The sequence below is a fragment of the Thalassobacillus cyri genome (assembly GCF_900107755.1).
In the GTDB taxonomy this organism is placed as follows: domain Bacteria; phylum Bacillota; class Bacilli; order Bacillales; family Halobacillaceae; genus Thalassobacillus; species Thalassobacillus cyri.
Genome location: NZ_FNQR01000019.1, coordinates 1 through 16,278, shown reverse-complemented (window position 1 = coordinate 16,278; position 16,278 = coordinate 1). Strand labels below are relative to the sequence as shown.

Annotated in this window: 15 protein-coding genes; 3 read left to right on the top strand and 12 right to left on the bottom strand. The window is 41.2% G+C overall.

The genetic code is table 11. From position 1 onward, the window contains the following. Positions 1 to 100: 100 nt before the first annotated feature. The 3 genes from rlmN to BLV00_RS17785 form a co-directional block, all read right to left on the bottom strand. Positions 101 to 1,183 (bottom strand): dual-specificity RNA methyltransferase RlmN, encoded by a 1,083-nt coding sequence (gene rlmN / locus BLV00_RS17795; protein ID WP_093046310.1) that lies wholly within the window; start codon positions 1,181 to 1,183, stop codon positions 101 to 103. 163 nt (positions 1,184 to 1,346) lie between these two features. Then, entirely contained in the window at positions 1,347 to 2,003 is a 657-nt protein-coding gene (locus BLV00_RS17790) for an RlpA-like double-psi beta-barrel domain-containing protein (RefSeq protein ID WP_093046309.1), read from the bottom strand. Positions 2,004 to 2,130: 127 nt separating this feature from the next. Continuing rightward, a complete protein-coding gene (locus tag BLV00_RS17785; protein ID WP_176791704.1) occupies positions 2,131 to 2,880 on the bottom strand; it encodes a GDSL-type esterase/lipase family protein in 750 nt (249 codons plus the stop codon). A gap of 154 nt (positions 2,881 to 3,034) precedes the next feature. On the opposite strand from BLV00_RS17785, the gene BLV00_RS17780 reads away from it, so the two are divergent. Both BLV00_RS17780 and BLV00_RS17775 read left to right on the top strand, forming a co-directional pair. Beyond that, complete coding sequence (locus tag BLV00_RS17780; protein ID WP_093046307.1) at positions 3,035 to 3,337, top strand: hypothetical protein; 303 nt, start codon at positions 3,035 to 3,037, stop codon at positions 3,335 to 3,337. Positions 3,338 to 3,391: 54 nt separating this feature from the next. After that, the gene (locus BLV00_RS17775) at positions 3,392 to 3,643 is read left to right on the top strand and encodes a DNA alkylation repair protein (RefSeq protein WP_093046306.1); all 252 of its coding nucleotides are present in this window, start codon (positions 3,392 to 3,394) and stop codon (positions 3,641 to 3,643) included. Between the two features lie 429 nt (positions 3,644 to 4,072). Here BLV00_RS17775 and BLV00_RS17770 read toward each other — a convergent pair whose 3' ends face one another. Then, a complete protein-coding gene (locus tag BLV00_RS17770) occupies positions 4,073 to 4,450 on the bottom strand; it encodes a hypothetical protein (protein ID WP_093046305.1) in 378 nt (125 codons plus the stop codon). A gap of 110 nt (positions 4,451 to 4,560) precedes the next feature. After that, positions 4,561 to 5,430 carry a CvfB family protein gene (locus BLV00_RS17765; RefSeq protein ID WP_093046304.1) on the bottom strand — a complete coding sequence of 290 codons (870 nt, stop codon included), beginning with the start codon at positions 5,428 to 5,430 and terminating at the stop codon, positions 4,561 to 4,563. 156 nt (positions 5,431 to 5,586) lie between these two features. On the opposite strand from BLV00_RS17765, the gene BLV00_RS17760 reads away from it, so the two are divergent. After that, on the top strand, positions 5,587 to 6,660 hold the full coding sequence (locus BLV00_RS17760; protein ID WP_093046303.1) for a nitric oxide synthase oxygenase: 1,074 nt from the start codon (positions 5,587 to 5,589) through the stop codon (positions 6,658 to 6,660). Here BLV00_RS17760 and uvsE read toward each other — a convergent pair. From uvsE to BLV00_RS17725, 7 genes are all read right to left on the bottom strand, one after another. Further along, positions 6,654 to 7,628 carry a UV DNA damage repair endonuclease UvsE gene (gene uvsE, locus BLV00_RS17755; RefSeq protein ID WP_093046302.1) on the bottom strand — a complete coding sequence of 325 codons (975 nt, stop codon included), beginning with the start codon at positions 7,626 to 7,628 and terminating at the stop codon, positions 6,654 to 6,656. The genes BLV00_RS17760 and uvsE overlap by 7 nt on opposite strands. Before the next feature lie 112 nt (positions 7,629 to 7,740). Further along, entirely contained in the window at positions 7,741 to 9,774 is a 2,034-nt protein-coding gene (locus tag BLV00_RS17750) for a catalase (RefSeq protein WP_093046301.1), read from the bottom strand. 121 nt (positions 9,775 to 9,895) lie between these two features. Beyond that, complete coding sequence (locus BLV00_RS17745; RefSeq protein ID WP_093046300.1) at positions 9,896 to 10,681, bottom strand: SDR family oxidoreductase; 786 nt, start codon at positions 10,679 to 10,681, stop codon at positions 9,896 to 9,898. A 19-nt stretch (positions 10,682 to 10,700) separates the two neighbouring features. Continuing rightward, complete coding sequence (locus tag BLV00_RS17740; RefSeq protein WP_093046299.1) at positions 10,701 to 12,230, bottom strand: FAD-dependent oxidoreductase; 1,530 nt, start codon at positions 12,228 to 12,230, stop codon at positions 10,701 to 10,703. Positions 12,231 to 12,296: 66 nt separating this feature from the next. Next, positions 12,297 to 13,289, bottom strand: a complete 993-nt coding sequence (locus tag BLV00_RS17735) for an LLM class flavin-dependent oxidoreductase (RefSeq protein WP_093046298.1) — start codon at positions 13,287 to 13,289, stop codon at positions 12,297 to 12,299. A gap of 34 nt (positions 13,290 to 13,323) precedes the next feature. After that, positions 13,324 to 13,704, bottom strand: coding sequence for a PadR family transcriptional regulator (locus BLV00_RS17730; RefSeq protein WP_028782937.1), 381 nt, complete (start codon positions 13,702 to 13,704; stop codon positions 13,324 to 13,326). Between the two features lie 348 nt (positions 13,705 to 14,052). Then, positions 14,053 to 16,038, bottom strand: a complete 1,986-nt coding sequence (locus BLV00_RS17725; RefSeq protein WP_093046297.1) for a S9 family peptidase — start codon at positions 16,036 to 16,038, stop codon at positions 14,053 to 14,055. Between the last annotated feature and the right edge of the window lie 240 nt (positions 16,039 to 16,278).

Genomic DNA, 16,278 nt, shown 5'->3' with positions numbered 1-16,278 from the left:
TTTAACTTATATTACTGCTGACTTGTTACAATCTCACAGACAATCAAATGAATTATCTCCATACAAAAAGAGCACACCGACAATTGGTGTGCTCTTTATATTACTTTGCTGCTTTTGCTGTCTGTTTCTTTTTTTCCTTTTTGACTTGCTTACTGCGCAATTGACCACATGCTGCATCAATATCTGTTCCATTTTCATGGCGAATGACGCAGTTGATGCCATTTTTCTTCAACGTGTCATAAAATCCTAAGATCGCTTCTTTCTCACTACGCTGATAAGAATGGTCGTCAACCGGATTATACGGAATCAAGTTGACATAAGATAAATGCCGTTTATCTTTCAACAGTTCTGCAAGTTCTTTTGCCTCTTTTTGGTGGTCATTGACATCTCTCAGCATGATATATTCAAAGGTAATCCGACGATTGGTTTTTTCTAGATAGTAATCAATCGCTGGCATCAATTTATCTAACGGATATGCTTTATTAATCTTCATGATTCTTGTGCGAAGCTCATCATTCGGTGCGTGCAAAGATAAAGCAAGGTTTACTTGCAAGTCTTCATCAGCGAACTGGTAAATTTGATCGGCTAGTCCACTAGTTGATACAGTAATCTTCCTTGCGCCGATAGCCAGCCCTTTCTGAGAATTGACGATACGGATGAAATCCAACGTATTATCGTAGTTATCGAACGGTTCTCCAATACCCATTACGACAATATGGCTGACACGGTCTCCTTCTCCCTTATCGTCCAATGCATGCTGGACATTCATGATCTGCTCTACAATTTCGCCACTGGTCAGATCGCGGCTTTTTTTCAATAATCCACTTGCACAGAATGAACAACCGATGTTACAGCCGACTTGTGTCGTAACACAAACAGATAAACCATAATGGAACCGCATCAATACGGTTTCAATTACATTCCCATCCTGCAATTTGAACAAAAATTTGATTGTCCCATCAGAAGATTCCTGTTTGATCTCTTGTTGCAGCGTCTGGATCACGAAATTTTCTTCAAGCAATTGGATACAATCTTTATTAACATTATTCATTTCGGAAAAGCTTTTGACTCGTTTGTTATACAGCCAGTCCCAAACTTGTGATGCACGGAATTTTTTATGTCCGCGTTCCATCAGCCAGTCGGTCAACTGGTCGAACGTCATTCCATATATAGATTGTTTCATTTATAACCCTCTTTTCAATTTTAACCATTCAGTCCTACAATACTAGAAGTGTTGCCATTTCGCAACTGTTTAATCAGTTTGCCCATATATAACCAGCGTTGTTTAGCTCTAAAAATAAAAAAGGCAGGGTTAGTTAGCCTCCCTACCTTTCACCTATTATTGCTTACACTTCCTTTAAATCAATTGAAATAATTCGATCGGTATTTGGGTTATAAACAACAGTTCCTTCAATATTGATTGTTTCTTGTGGAGAACGCAGGACATATTTATAGGTTTCTGTCATTTGGTTGGCATTCTGCTGAGTTTTACTGATTCTATTATAATCTGTTACATTATAGTTCGAGTACGCTGATTGAACGATTTCGAGCAGATACTTTCCCCATTTTTCCTCTTCCAGCTGAATACCAGTAGTGATCTCTACATTGATAACCCCTAAATCGACATTAGCTCCTAATGCTTCGAATGCTCTCTTGTGTAAATTCACTTTATTTGCACCATAGCCGGCAACCTGATCTGCCACGGTTACTAGCACTTCTCTGCCATTGGCTAAATTTTTGATTTTTAATGTATCCCCACACTTGTATGGCGTGTTCTGACCAACAGCTACTGTCATATAGAGATTAGCCGACCACGGAATCCCGCATTGGGTTACTGCTCCTCCTTCTGTCCATGTCGCCTGGCCACGGACCGGCTGCCTGACATCCTGATAGGATTGGTAACTTCCATAATAATGGCTATAAGGATAGCGGACATATGGTGCCTGGTATGGATTCGTCACATATGGATATACATAGGGCATGTGAAAATAGTTAGAATGCATGAATCTTCCTCCTGTATTTTCATAACTGTCTTTCATAACCTATGCTTCAAATAGGTTGACCTGTGACAAGTGTCCAATCCCTTCACAAATAAAAACAGATAGCATCAGCTATCTGCTTTTATTATCATTATTCACCGTACTCACCGTATTTTCGCGGGGTCATCTTTTTCCAAAATTCCTTGGCAACCGCCTGATAGCCCTCTTCACTTAAATGGACATCAGCATGAGGAAGATACGTATCATAATCCTTAGCGATCACTTTGAATGTCGGTACGAATACCGCATCAGCCGATTCTGTTACTTCTTTTATGCTGTCGTTGAAATGTTGTAAAAGTGGCAGAATTTTATACTCTAAGTCCCTATATCTTTCATAAGGCTCAATCGCATTATAATACCCCATCACATAGATATCTACATCTTCGTTCAAATTCCTGATTTCACTTAAAATCTTATCAATATTATCAACTGCTGTAGTCGAAGCACTTTGCAAGCCTGCCAGATCCCCCACAAAAAAGTGAGCAAGTAAATCATTAGCACCAATATCGATCGTTAAAATATCTGCTTCTTTAATATCTTTTTGTATATCTTCATCCTCTAAATCCGTTAATACATCTGCTGTGGTATGTCCATTTTCACCATGGTTACTTAATGAGATATCGTAATTAGACTGTTCAAATCGTTCGGCTATATATTCTGGGTAACCATTTCCATTCTCTTCACTAGGATATGGGGGTTTTCCTGCTGCCAGTGAATCTCCTAATGCCACATAGTTAATCACTTTCCCATCTGGAAATTTCGCATCGCCTTCCAACGGTATGCCAAGGAATACAATAAATAAGCTCAAAATGGAAATTAATAATAATCGAAACCGTTCCAATCGTGTATCCCTCCTCGATAGTATGCTTTCCGTTTATTAATTCCCTATTACGAACGAAATTTCCTTTATTTAATCGAAAAATATGTAGAAATAGTTGTTATTGTTTCGGGTGACTCGATATAATGAAACCATCATACTAAAGGGAGTATTTCTCATGAATCGAAAAGAAATCGAAGAACAAGTCATCCGCAACTACCAACAGGATGAAGAGATGATGATCCTTGTCTTTGCCCAGTGGTGCATCAACCATGATTTAGACCCTGCTGACGTATATGCGCGCGCATATCCAGCTCAAAAATCGAATGATGCCTTAAACCGTGCTTTAGAGTTGACGGTCCCTAAAAGTGAAGCAGATGAAATCATAGATGAAACGCTTTTAGGTGTACTTTCCTTATTCGGAAATGACGATCTTGCATTTGTAGTTAGTGAAGAAATGGAAAAACAAAATAAGAAATAAATATCATCATAATCAACTAACATGTGGGAAATAATAAGGTTGGAGGTGGTCAACATGTCTAACCCATACTTATGCCCCAATTGTAAAACCAATCGTTCCCGATTTAATTTAATTCAACAGCTTCCTTCATCCGTGAAGTTGGATCCTGGGACTGGGATTATTATGGAGGAGTATACAGATAACAATCTGGAAGCCTTTCATTTGAGCTATAATGGACCAGACAAGAAGGTTCAATGTGCTTCTTGCGGGTTGATTGAGGATGAAACGACCTTTGTAAAATTTGCCGAGCATAATCCAAGGGAATAACAAGAACAAAAGCGCAAGCGACTTGCTTACCCCCGACAAGCTTCAGTCAAACCTCGCCGTGACGGTTTTTGTACTTTAAAACCATTTAACTTGTTAGGGATTCGTAGTATTAGAAAAACCTGGCTTTCGCCATAATGGGCGATAAGCCAAGTTTTTCTAATCACAGAGAGGATTGACTTAAGAACTCAATGAAGCGCTGGCCGATGAAATCGCCACGTCCTCAAAAAAAGACTTAGTCTTTTTCTGCAAAGTACTTTCAAAGAAGTAGTTCTAGTGTGGCAACATCGGCACAAGCACTTCCTATACGTCGGAGCTGGATGCAGCCCATCACAAAATATTATTTACAACCATCAATTTTTATAAATTCCTAGGTAGTAAAAAAAGCACGCCAACGGAAATTTAAATTTTTCCACTGCGCGTGCTTTTTCTTTAATAGAAAAACGGGAAAAACAGCCTTCTGACATGAAAGAATGGGAAACGCCGTCGTCTGAATCTCCGGAATCGCCTTGGATAACCATATCCGCCTCCAAAAGGGTAACCGCCGTATCCGCCGTACCCTCCAAAGCCTCCATAGCCACTGTAGCCGAATTGCCTCTGATCCGCCTCTCCCATTTCATCTCCCACTGGCACAAGCATATAGACATGATCTTCATCAGTTCCATCAATAATCCCATCCACAAGTGATCCATCTGATAATTGAATTTGAACAAAATAGTAGTGATTGGTCTGGCACATCTCTTTTACCTCAGATGGATTTTGTCGATCCGTATCCAACTGGTCTGGATATCCATGATAATAGTTATACATTTTTCTATCCAACCTCCTCCCAAAGGCAGGATATTCATATAGCCCATCATCTGTGAAAGTTTTTCACAAAAAAGACGATATCTTTGAGAAGATACCGTCTTTGTGCATGATCATTGCTCCATTGTATCTGTCAAAATCGTTTTGCCATCCTGCTGAATAACTTTTCCTTCTTTCATCAATTTCCCCAGGGCTCGTTTAAAAGCAGCTTTACTGATTCGGAAAGTCTTCCTAATTTCATCCGGATCACTTTTATCATGGAAGGGGATACTGCCGCCACGCTCGATTAAATATTCCATAATAACCTCAGCATCTTCTTTCATTCCTTCTTGCTTAAGCGGACGCAAAGAGACGTTGATAGACCCATCTTCTTTTATATCAATTACTCTTCCGGTTACCGTTTCACCGACACGGGGTTCTTCTTTTCGTTCCGAGGGGTGGATAAACCCTCGGTAGCCCTCTTCTGTCAGAAGGAAAGAACCAGCTTTAGTGGAACGGTAGATTCTCCCTGTAATATCGCTTTTCAATAATGATTCTGGAGCGGGCTCTAAGTCTTCTTGTACTGCTCCTTCAGTTATCGGTTTCGCCAGCAGGCGTCCTTTCTTATCTAGTTCCAGACTGACAAACAGCCAATCTCCTTGTTTTGGCCATACCCTTTCAAACAAAGGCAGATCATCTAAAGATACAAGGATTTCTTTTTCTATGCCAATATCAACGAACACGCCCAGATTTTTGACTACTTCCACGACTTCCACCCACCCGTATGTCTCGAGATCCACTTCAGGTATGGTCATAGTCGCTAACGTGTTTCCCCTCTTATCCTGGTAAAGAAAAACCTCTATTTCCTTATCCAATTCGATATCATCACGTGCCTGCTCGTCCGGCAGCATAACTTCCTGATTACCATCTGAAAGCACGAATCCTTCTGTTTTTTTCTTAACAACATTCATCTTTATAACGTTTCCAATATTTAGATTACTCATTACGATGTCCCCGTTCCTTTCCTTATTCGTAGTGTATTTTATTATAGCGGATTAAAACCTTCATGAAAAACTTTTACTATAAGCATGTGCATAAATCATCTACTAATCATTTTGATATAATGAAATGGATTGCAACCTTACATTTGGAGGATGAACATGACAACGGGACTATACCAAAAAGCAGAAGATTTCATATATAAATGCTATCAGGAATTAGGAAAGTCACCAGAAGAAACAGCACAAAGACTTCAAACCATTTCCGCCGAAATTAAGTGTACGGGTACTTATCAGCATACCTATGAAGAGTTGACACATGGCGCCCGTATGGCTTGGAGAAACAGCAACCGGTGCATCGGACGGCTTTTTTGGAATAGCTTACAAGTGATAGATGCCCGATCTGTGACAGATGAAGCTAGAATAATCGAAGCTTTGTTCCACCACATTGATTTTGCTATCAATGAAGGAAGAATTCGACCGACCATTACAATTTTCAGACCAAGTTCCACTAAAATATGGAATCACCAATTATTTCGTTACGCCGGCTATCAAAATTCGGACGGATCTACTACAGGAGATCCTGCTTCTATATCATTCACTGAAAAATGTATGGAACTTGGATGGCAGTCTCAAAAAAGTGATTTTGATTTACTTCCACTTGTAATTCAAGTGAATGATCGAGCTCCCTATATACAAGAACTGCCAAAAGATCTTGTTAAAGAAGTCCCTATTGAACACCCAGATTATCCGTGGTTCTCTAAACTCGGGCTGCGATGGTATGCTGTCCCGATTATTTCTGATATGATCCTTGAAATTGGTGTTATAGAATATCAGGCCTCCCCTTTTAATGGCTGGTATATGGAAACTGAAATAGGGGCTAGAAACTTTGCGGATCAGTTTCGTTACAATCTCCTGCCGATGATTGGAGAGAAAATGGGTTTGAACACCAAAGAGAATCGTTCTTTATGGAAAGACAGAACGTTAATTGAATTTAATACGGCAGTCCTCTATTCTTTTAAGCGAGATGGAGTAAGCATTGTCGATCATCACACTGCAGCAGAACAATTTCAATTATTTGAAGAACAGGAACTAAAGCAAGGGAGAGAATATACGGGTGATTGGAGCTGGCTGATACCACCTTTATCACCTGCTTCTACCCATATTTTTCATACCTCCTATGATTCCAAAGAACAAACACCTAATTTCTTTTATCGAAAAAAATTACCTTACTGATCACTGTTCCATTGAAACACAGTGTTGTCCACCCATGTTATATCCTGGGCATCTTTTAAATCGTTGACTAAGCGAAACAAAGCTTCATCTTTCTGTTTTGCTTCAATCATACAATCAATTTGTGGAATCGTACCACTCACGTTTTTAACAAAATCCAGGAACATCTCAGGGTCGATAAAGTCAGCGTGACTCTTAAACTTTTCTTCACTTTTAGGGGTGGATATATGCATTTTGAGCGGCAAAGGGGATGATTTCCATGTATTAACGACACGACTCCACGCGTTAACCCAGTTTTTATCGCTATGGTTTGCCAGGTGGTGATGCAAATCAAATACAAGCGGAATATTTAGTTTTTCACAAACATAGAGGCAATCCTCTAGCGTAAATGATTTATCGTCATTTTCAATCATGATCATCTTTTGCAGACTGGAAGGTACCAGCGCCCAGTTTTCAATGAAACTTTCTAACGCCTGTTCTTTATCCTGATACCGTCCGCCTAAATGCAATACACATCGGTGAGTAGGATCAATACCCATACCATGCAGGAGCATAAAATGGTATTTCAAAACGATCATAGCCCTTTGAAAAATTTCTTTATCATGTGTATTGATCACCACAAAGTGATCGGGGTGGAAGTCAACGCGCATCTCATTGGCTTTAGCATAATCGCCGATCGCTTTCAGTTCCTCTGTCAGTGCTGAAATATACCGCCAATTTCGTAAATCTTCATGAGTTGCTAACGGAACAAGTTTCGAACTCATACGAAAAAAACTGATATCATGTGCTAGATTATGCTTTAACAGCCGTAAAGTATTATGTAAGTTGGAGCGGGCGATTGCTTCTAATTTTCTTATAGCTGCCTCTCTGTCCGGAATCGTTTGAAAACGCGTATGCGTCATCGTTTGGGATGGCGAGGCATTTTTAAGCGTTTTACTCATCGCCACATAACCAAGTCGGAATATTGTCATAACGTCCACCTTATCCTTGTAAATAAGATTAGTTTGTACCTTCTTTCCATTAGTTATGTAACATGGAAATAAAACAAGAGGGAGGTTCCCCTCCCTCTTTACTGTTTGATGCTTATACAATTTCACGGTCCCAGTGACGGTGCTCGGCAATTGCTGCAACAAACTCTTTTACAAAGGATTTCAAGTCATCATTGAAAACGACTCCTAGTCCATCATCGATTCCTGCTTTCTTCAACAAATCGACACCCTCATGCGTGGCACCGATCGGTTTATAATGAGCAAATGCTTCTTTCAGGAAATATAAAGCATTCTGTTGGAACTTCTTATCTGCCGAAGTACTTCCTACTGCATATAGTGCATCAAACAAGACAGATTCTCCCGTTAAGAACGTATGATCTGCTTCCAATTCTTCCCCATCTGTCCCTTTTACTGTGCCAAGTTTGTCACTGATAATTTCCGGTTCTACCTCTGCTTTTTTAAGTGCCTCCATTACGGAAGTAACCTCTGATCCATGGAAACCTTCTGCGACAATCACACCTACTTTACGGGTGTGGGGCAGTTTGTTGGTATTTTCCTGACTCAAAGCCGGGGATGACTTAGTTACATTGGAGCCTCCCTCTTCCGGCACTTTGACACCAACATTTTGTGCTACTTCTCGAGCCAGTTCCAGACTGACATTAGCGAACATGTCTACCACCTGCTGCTGGACGGATTCACTGGATAGTTTACCAAGCTCAAAACTGAAGGCTTCTTTGATATGCTCTTTTTCCGGATCGCTCATACTATTCCAGAATAAAGTCGCCTGTGAGAAGTGATCTTTGAAGCTGTCACTACGTTTACGTACTTTCTTTCCTTCCACTTTTTCTTGATAATGTTCAAAACCGCCTTCTTCCGGAGCGGCAGTTTCTGGTGTATTATCAGCCATGGAATTCTTATGATAAGCAACTGGCCCTTTATTGATCGTCATACGTCCATAGCCATCGCGCTGATTGTTATGGAAAGGGCATACAGGACGGTTGATCGGCAGCTCATGGAAGTTAGGGCCGCCCAGGCGGATCAACTGTGTGTCCGTATAAGAGAACAATCGACCTTGCAGTAGCGGATCATTCGTAAAGTCAATTCCCGGCACTACATGGCCTGGATGGAAAGCAACCTGCTCCGTTTCAGCGAACACGTTATCGACGTTTCTATTCAGCGTCATTTTACCGATTTTCTTGACTGGGACATCTTCTTCGGGCCAGATTTTTGTAGGATCAAGAATATCAAAATCAAATTTGAATTCATCTTCCTCTTTAATGATTTGCACACCTAATTCAAATTCCGGATAATCTCCGTTCTCAATTGAATTATAAAGATCCCCACGGTGGAAGTCAGGGTCTTTACCGGAAATTTTTTGGGCTTCATCCCATACCAGTGAATGAGTACCTAATACTGGCTTCCAATGCCATTTGATGAAATGAGCTTCACCTTTGTCATTAACAAAGCGGAAGGTATGGACACCGAATCCTTCCATCATACGAAAACTTCGTGGTATAGCACGATCAGACATCGCCCACATGACCATATGTGCAGATTCCTGGTTATTGGCAATAAAGTCCCAGAATGTATCATGGGCGGTAGCTCCCTGCGGCATTTCATTGTGTGGTTCTGGTTTCAGGGCATGTACTAAATCAGGGAATTTAATGGCATCTTGTATGAAAAAAACAGGTATGTTGTTTCCAACTAGGTCAAAATTTCCTTCGTCGGTATAAAATTTAGTAGCAAAACCACGAGCGTCGCGGACGGTTTCTGCTGAACCTTTGGAGCCTTGTACCGTAGAAAAACGGACAAATACAGGGGTTTTCTTAGAGGGGTCCTGTAAGAAATCAGCTTTCGTAATTTCCTTCATGGATTCATATGGCTGGAATTCACCATGAGCGGCAAACCCGCGTGCGTGAACAATACGCTCAGGTATACGTTCATGGTCGAAATGGGTCATCTTTTCGCGAAAGTGAAAGTCTTCCATTAAGGTGGGACCACGTTCACCGGCTTTTAAAGAGAATTCATCCTCCGATACTTTCGTTCCTTGATTAGTGGTCATCTTCTTGTTTCTATCATCAGTACGAAACTGCTCGAGCTGTTCGTTTTTACGATTTTCATCACTCATGTATGATTTCCTCCTTTTTTATGGTATGTAAATGCTTTCCGTAAAACTTCTACCCTTGTAATTTTGTTGTAAAACATTTGCCGACAAAAAAGAGTACTCTAATGAGTACTCATATAGGTAATTACAAAAGCGATTCTGCACCATCAATATACATTTCTGTGCCTGTAATATGGCTCGATTGCTCGGACGCTAAGAAGTAAACCAGGTCCGCCACCTGCTCCGGAGTTCCTGGTGCGTGTTCAAGCGGCTGGCTGCCCTCTGGATATTTAACCGGAATTTGCACCTTTTCCAAGCTTTTTGTTTTCTCGGTATTTTGGCCAATATTCGTATCAATAGCTCCAGGACAGATAGCATTCACGCGGATATGGTAGCGGGCCAATTCCAGTGCAGCCATTTTCATAAAAGCTACTTGTCCTGCTTTTGATGTACTGTAAGCTGACATGCCTATTCCAGAAAAGGTCCGATTTCCATTGATAGAACTGGTAATGATGATGCTTCCCCCTGACTCTTTCATGTAGGGAATGCTATGCTTAACGAATAGGAAAGTACTTTTTAAATTGGTATGGATTGTCTGTTCCCAATCCTCCGTCTTCATATCTTCAATCGGTGCGAAAGTGCCATTGATGCCAGCATTATCAAACACGACATCGATACTGCCCCATTGCTCATTTACCTGGGCAAGTCCTTCCTGCACCCTGGATTCATCGGATACATCAATATCATATACATGTGCTTGCCCGCGATCCTCTATAATTGCTTCTTGAACGGCTTTTGCTCGATTTTCCTTCAAATCCATTAAAGCGACTGCGTAACCTTCCTTTGCGAGCCTGATGGCTGCTGCCTTTCCTATACCGGATCCTGCACCCGTTACTACGGCTGTTTTGGAAGATCCACCTTTCATCATCATCACCATCCTGTAAGTTTAGTTATTCGACGTTTATTTTATTCAGCGGTTGAGTAGCCGGCCCTTCAATTACTTCTCCCTGCACGGTGAACCTGGAACCATGACATGGGCAGTCCCAGGAGCGCTCTGCATTATTCCAGGCAAGCTCACAGCCCATGTGGGTGCAGGTGGTATCTACCACGCTTACATTCCCGTTCTCATCTTTGTAAGCCCCCGCACTCTTTCCCTCAACTTTTACAATGGCACCCTGATCTGGTTCCAGGTCTTTCACATCCTTTTTACTCTTTGTCGGTAATTTTCCTTTAACAAACTCTTTAGCCACATCGGCATTTTCTTTTGTAAAACTCTTCACGCCACTGCTCTTTTTAAATCTTGATGGAGAATATAAGTCTTCAAATGGATTTTTCCTTCCGGTTATCATGTCATGGACAACATCAGCCGCAATTGTCCCTTGGGTCATTCCCCATTTGGCAAAACCGGTGGCGACGTAGATGTTTGGCTGATTAGACGTAATTGTTCCAATATAAGGCACCATATCCAGTGTACTCATATCCTGGGATGACCAGCGATATGGTACATCATGGATCGTATAATGTTCTTTTGTAAATTCCACCAGGTTAGTGTAATGTTGAAACGTATCTTCGCTTTGCCCGCTTGTATGTCCTTCTCCACCGACAAGCAGTACCTTTTCCCCATTCGTATCTAATGCCTTACGTATGGAACGTTTTGGCTCCTCCACATTCAAATACATGCCTTGCGGGATAGGCTGATCTGTCTTAACAGCAAGGGAATAAGAACGCTCGACGTGGAGCCTGGAGAAATACAGACCATCCATGTCCTTGAAAGGAAAATGGGAGGCAATTACCACATGATTGGAAGTGATGGTATGACCATCCTTCGTAACTACTTTTGGCTGATCTCCTTTTTCGATATCTACAGCTCTGGTATTTTCATAGATGTTGGTCTGGTTCTTCTTTAGAAAATCAATTAGAGGCAGTAGGTACTTTACGGGATGGAACTGAGCCTGTTTTTTCATTCTGATAGCGGCTGTCACAGGGAATGGTAAATCTACCCTGTCTGTCTTCTCCCCGTCAATATCCAGTCTTTCATACAGCTCTGCTTCTTTTTCGATCATTTTTTTCGCTCTTTCAGTTTCTCCGTATACAAATGCGTCCTGGTATGAAAAATCGCACGCTATATTATGTTCGTTGATGTTTTGCTCTATCGCCTGGATAGCAGCCTGATTAGCCTGATAATATAACTTAGCATTTTCTTGTCCGATTGTTTTTTCTAGCTGCTGATAGATCAAACCATGCTGAGCTGATATTTTTGCTGTGGTATAACCAGTTGTCCCTTCTAATATCCTGCCGGCTTCTACCAAAGTCACCTGGTAGCCTGACTTGACGAGCCGGTAAGCAGTAGTGATACCAGCAATACCGGATCCTACCACCGTGATATCAGAAGCTATATTTTCAGAAAGTGCCGGAAATGTCTCTATCTGCAGCTCTCTCCATAAAGAAGTTGGCTTGCTTGGAATAAGATGTTCACCCATGAAACGGTACGCCCTCCTTAATGCTTGATATAGGTACATACCCATATGGTGGAATTTCATGCATCTTCAAAATGTTATATCTGCAATCAATTGATAGGACCTGAGTTTAGCATTAAAATCGTAGATATTAGTGATGATTAAAAACTCATCCGTTTGATATAACTCCTCCAGCTTAAGCAACTCTTGCTTCACTTTTGCTTGAGAACCTACAATCATGCGTCTCCGGTTTTTCCTGATTTTCTCTATTTCTTTTAATGTAAACGTATGGTTCTTTACTTCTTCTACCGACGGCACACGTGTATCCAGCCCTTTCTCTACTTGCAGCAGCCACATATCCTGACTAAGAGCCAGTTGTTCAGCTTCTTCATCCGTGTCGGCACACACAACAAACACACAAACATTTACCTGGGGAGAACTTTTATCGTACGCAGGTTTAAAATGCGTTCTGTAAGTATCAATCGCTTCTTCCCCATGAGCAGGATCAATGAAATGGCCAAAAGTGAAACCAGTGCCGTTGTTAGCAGCATGCCGAGCCCCACGGGAAGATAAACCGAGCACCCACACATCCGGATTACTGTTGGTATAAGGAGTCGCCTTAACACCGAAGGAAGAGTGCTCTTTCGGTATATCTCCATGGAGAAATTGCTGTAGTTCTTGAACCTGCCTGGGAAACGCGCTTAAGGTTTTATTAATACCATCTGTAAGAGCCAGGCGTGTTTTTTGTGACCCGCCCGGTGACCTTCCAAGCCCTAAATCTATTCGGTTTGGGAAAAGTGCTTCCAACATCTTAAAGTTTTCTGCTACCTTCAGCGGGCTGTACTGCGGAAGTAAGACACCACCTGAGCCTATACGTATCCTGCCGGTGGAAGCTCCGATTCTGGTTATCATTATTTCAGGAGAAGAACATGCCAATCCATTCGTATTATGGTGTTCTGCCATCCAATAACGGTGATACCCCAGCTTTTCTGCTGTTTGAGCAAGCATTAAACTATTATTCAGCGTTTCGGTCGCTGTATTCCCTTTGGATATTGGTGACTGATCTAAAACGCTAAGTTGCATAAAGCGGACGCTCCCTTTAACATATCTCGTGCTGTTATTTATAAATTTCTTTCATTATTTTATTAAGTATGTCTAGCTGCTCTTCAAATAATAACCGGTAACGTTTTTTCAACACATCGAATTCTTCTTTCCCCTTATCCGTGAGAGAATACCAATATACCTTCTGCCTCTTCCTGTCATGGGATTTATAGTCTTCCCTTCTGGACAATAATCCCTCTTCAGTCATGTCGTGTAATGTATCCAGTAAGGTTGAGGGTGCTGGTATCCAGTTCGTTGTCAGTTTTTGAAATTCTTTTTTAAATTGTTCGCTGATCATCGGAGGATGTACTTGTAGGAGATGCATGATATAAAACTTAGTAAACTGGGCAGCACTCATATTCAATGCAAATTTTTTTGGATTATTCTTATGAGACATTCCGACACCACTCCTGTTCTTTTATAAGTAAATGTTTCCTATATTACTAGATTTATCTTCTATTTTACAATACAATGGTGTCTGTCTGTCGAATGAGGCGCGTTTCCCTGTTCAAAAATTTTTATTGCCATGCGCCGTGTATCATGGAGCAAAAAATTCTATAAATTTAAGCCTAATAATGGATTTATGAAATAGATTTTTGTAAGCTTGTTGCTGATAATTGTGTTTAAGGATATTTCGGAGTTGCTACTAAGTTTCAAGTAGAATTCTTTTTACTTACTTATATATAGAGGGTTTTTGTTTTTTTAAAAAAAGAGACCGGGTAAGTTTCCCGGCCCCTAGGATTTCTTATAGCTTTTCTTCAAACCATCTCATCAGATGCTGCAACCGCTCCAAACGAAGCGAAGGTTTGCCTGTCCGTGATAAGTTGTGATCAGCATCTGGTATACGTACAAATTCCGTATCCTTCTCCTGCCGCTTCAAAGCGATGAATAGCTGCTCCGATTGTTCAATTGGACAACGCAGATCGTTTTCACTATGGATGATCAATAATGGCGTTTCCATATTATCCACATAGGCCAATGGGGAATGCTTCCATAGCTTTTCGAAGTCATGAAGATCCGCTTGTATCTGCCACTCACTGAAGTAATAACCAATGTCACTGACACCGTAGAAACTGATCCAATTAGAGATACAACGTTGCGTCACAGCCGCTTTAAAACGATCCGTGTGACCCACAATCCAGTTGGTCATGAACCCCCCATAACTTCCTCCGGTCAATCCAAGCCGCTCCCCATCAATGAAATCATACGCCTCGAGTAAATAGTCGAGACCGTTCATGACATCTACGTAGTCGTTGCCGCCATAATCGCCCCGCACGGCATTGACGAATTCCTGATGATAGCTATGCGAACCACGCGGGTTGACATAAGCTACTACATAGCCTTGAGCAGCGAGCAATTGCATTTCGTGGAAGAACGTATTGCCATACATAGCATGAGGACCACCATGGACCTGATAAATCAATGGATATTTTTCACCTTCAACGAAATCCACTGGTTTCATCACCCATCCGTGGACATCCCAGCTGTCTACACTTCTTAAAATAAAATCCTCCGGTTCAGAGAGTTTTGTGTTACGAAGCCATTTCCCATTAAAATCTGTCACTTTTCTACATGCTTGTTGATCAGTATCAAATAAGTAAAGCTCTCCTGGGCTCGTCGTAGTCGAAACCACAGCAGCTACTTCTTTTGTTTTCACATCGACATCAAATCCATACATATGGTGCTTTTCATTCCACACCCGCCTCAGCTTCCCCCACGTATTCCCTTGATATAACACCACATTCCCATATTCGCTTACAGGGAAATAAAATGATTCATCATCCAGCCAGACGATCCCAGGCAGCTGTGCCCCTTGTTGAATATCGCCTGCGGTGAAGTCACCTACGGGGAGGTCCAACTGATCGGTTACATTAGTTGTTTCTCCACTCTCCCGATCAAGGATATAAATATCAGGATGAGAGGCATTCTTATAAACCAGGCCATGAAAGATGAATGCAAGTTTGCTGCCATCCGGCGACCACTTTGCGTCAGAAACATAACCTTTCTCTGTGTCAATAGTTGTACGCTCTCTACTTTCCACATCATATAAGAACAAATCAGCACTAAATGAAAAATCCTTGTTTTCCGCTTCATCTCCAGTAAAAACGAGAGTCTTTCCGTCCGGTGACCAGGAAAGCAATGCATAGCTATGTCCGTTATCTGTCAACTGAGCGATCTCTCTGCTGGTTATATCCACGATACCAATTTGTTGCTCCTGATCTTCAACAAAGCCCACACCATCGGCTTTATATTTCATTTTTGTAATGACTCGTACTTTGTCTTTCTTATCATCCTCTTTTTCTTCTTTCTTCAGCTCATCAAAACCCTCCTCTGCATTCAAGAGAGCCTGAAAAGCGATCCGCTTACCGTCTGGCGACCATTCAAAATCATTGACACCGTTCGGGCAAGTCGTAATTTGTTGTGCTTCTCCTCCTATTAAGGGAAGCACGTGAAGCTGGCTCTTTTTTTCCCTCGTTGATAAAAACGCAACCTTATTACCATCAGGGGACCATTTCGGCTGAAAATTTTTAGATTCCCCATAGGTCCATTGATTCACCTCTGCTGTTGTTTTATCAAAATAAAACAAATTAGATATGTATTTGTCTTCCTCTTTATCGATATGGTTTTTTACGAATACAACCCCTTTCCCGTCGGGCGACCATTTAGGATTGGTGACCGATTGAATGTTGAAAATATCATCTTTGGTGACAGGTCTTTTATCTTCAGACATATTACTCCTCCTTTTGATGTCGTACTTAATTTCTATATTTGAAATAATTCTTCCTTCTTATTATTACAATTTTTTCATATTATTGGCATGTTAGTGGTTTTCTCTTATATTATTACACGAACCGACAAGAAAAACCCCGTGGATGTCTAGTGTGCACCCCTTAAAATAGACGTTGAAAAAACCCCCGGTTACAACGTACGATTTTTAAGGGGTGCATTTTTATGGCTTTAAAAGGACAAA

Bases quoted from the DNA above. Each gene is read 5' to 3' on its own strand.
- rlmN (WP_093046310.1), bottom strand. From the start codon at position 1,183: ATGAAACAATCTATATATGGAATGACGTTCGACCAGTTGACCGACTGG.
- BLV00_RS17790 (WP_093046309.1), bottom strand. From the start codon at position 2,003: ATGCATTCTAACTATTTTCACATGCCCTATGTATATCCATATGTGACG.
- BLV00_RS17780 (WP_093046307.1), top strand. From the start codon at position 3,035: ATGAATCGAAAAGAAATCGAAGAACAAGTCATCCGCAACTACCAACAG.
- BLV00_RS17775 (WP_093046306.1), top strand. From the start codon at position 3,392: ATGTCTAACCCATACTTATGCCCCAATTGTAAAACCAATCGTTCCCGA.
- BLV00_RS17770 (WP_093046305.1), bottom strand. From the start codon at position 4,450: ATGTATAACTATTATCATGGATATCCAGACCAGTTGGATACGGATCGA.
- BLV00_RS17765 (WP_093046304.1), bottom strand. From the start codon at position 5,430: ATGAGTAATCTAAATATTGGAAACGTTATAAAGATGAATGTTGTTAAG.
- BLV00_RS17760 (WP_093046303.1), top strand. From the start codon at position 5,587: ATGACAACGGGACTATACCAAAAAGCAGAAGATTTCATATATAAATGC.
- uvsE (WP_093046302.1), bottom strand. From the start codon at position 7,628: ATGACAATATTCCGACTTGGTTATGTGGCGATGAGTAAAACGCTTAAA.
- BLV00_RS17750 (WP_093046301.1), bottom strand. From the start codon at position 9,774: ATGAGTGATGAAAATCGTAAAAACGAACAGCTCGAGCAGTTTCGTACT.
- BLV00_RS17745 (WP_093046300.1), bottom strand. From the start codon at position 10,681: ATGATGATGAAAGGTGGATCTTCCAAAACAGCCGTAGTAACGGGTGCA.
- BLV00_RS17740 (WP_093046299.1), bottom strand. From the start codon at position 12,230: ATGGGTGAACATCTTATTCCAAGCAAGCCAACTTCTTTATGGAGAGAG.
- BLV00_RS17735 (WP_093046298.1), bottom strand. From the start codon at position 13,289: ATGCAACTTAGCGTTTTAGATCAGTCACCAATATCCAAAGGGAATACA.
- BLV00_RS17730 (WP_028782937.1), bottom strand. From the start codon at position 13,704: ATGTCTCATAAGAATAATCCAAAAAAATTTGCATTGAATATGAGTGCT.
- BLV00_RS17725 (WP_093046297.1), bottom strand. From the start codon at position 16,038: ATGTCTGAAGATAAAAGACCTGTCACCAAAGATGATATTTTCAACATT.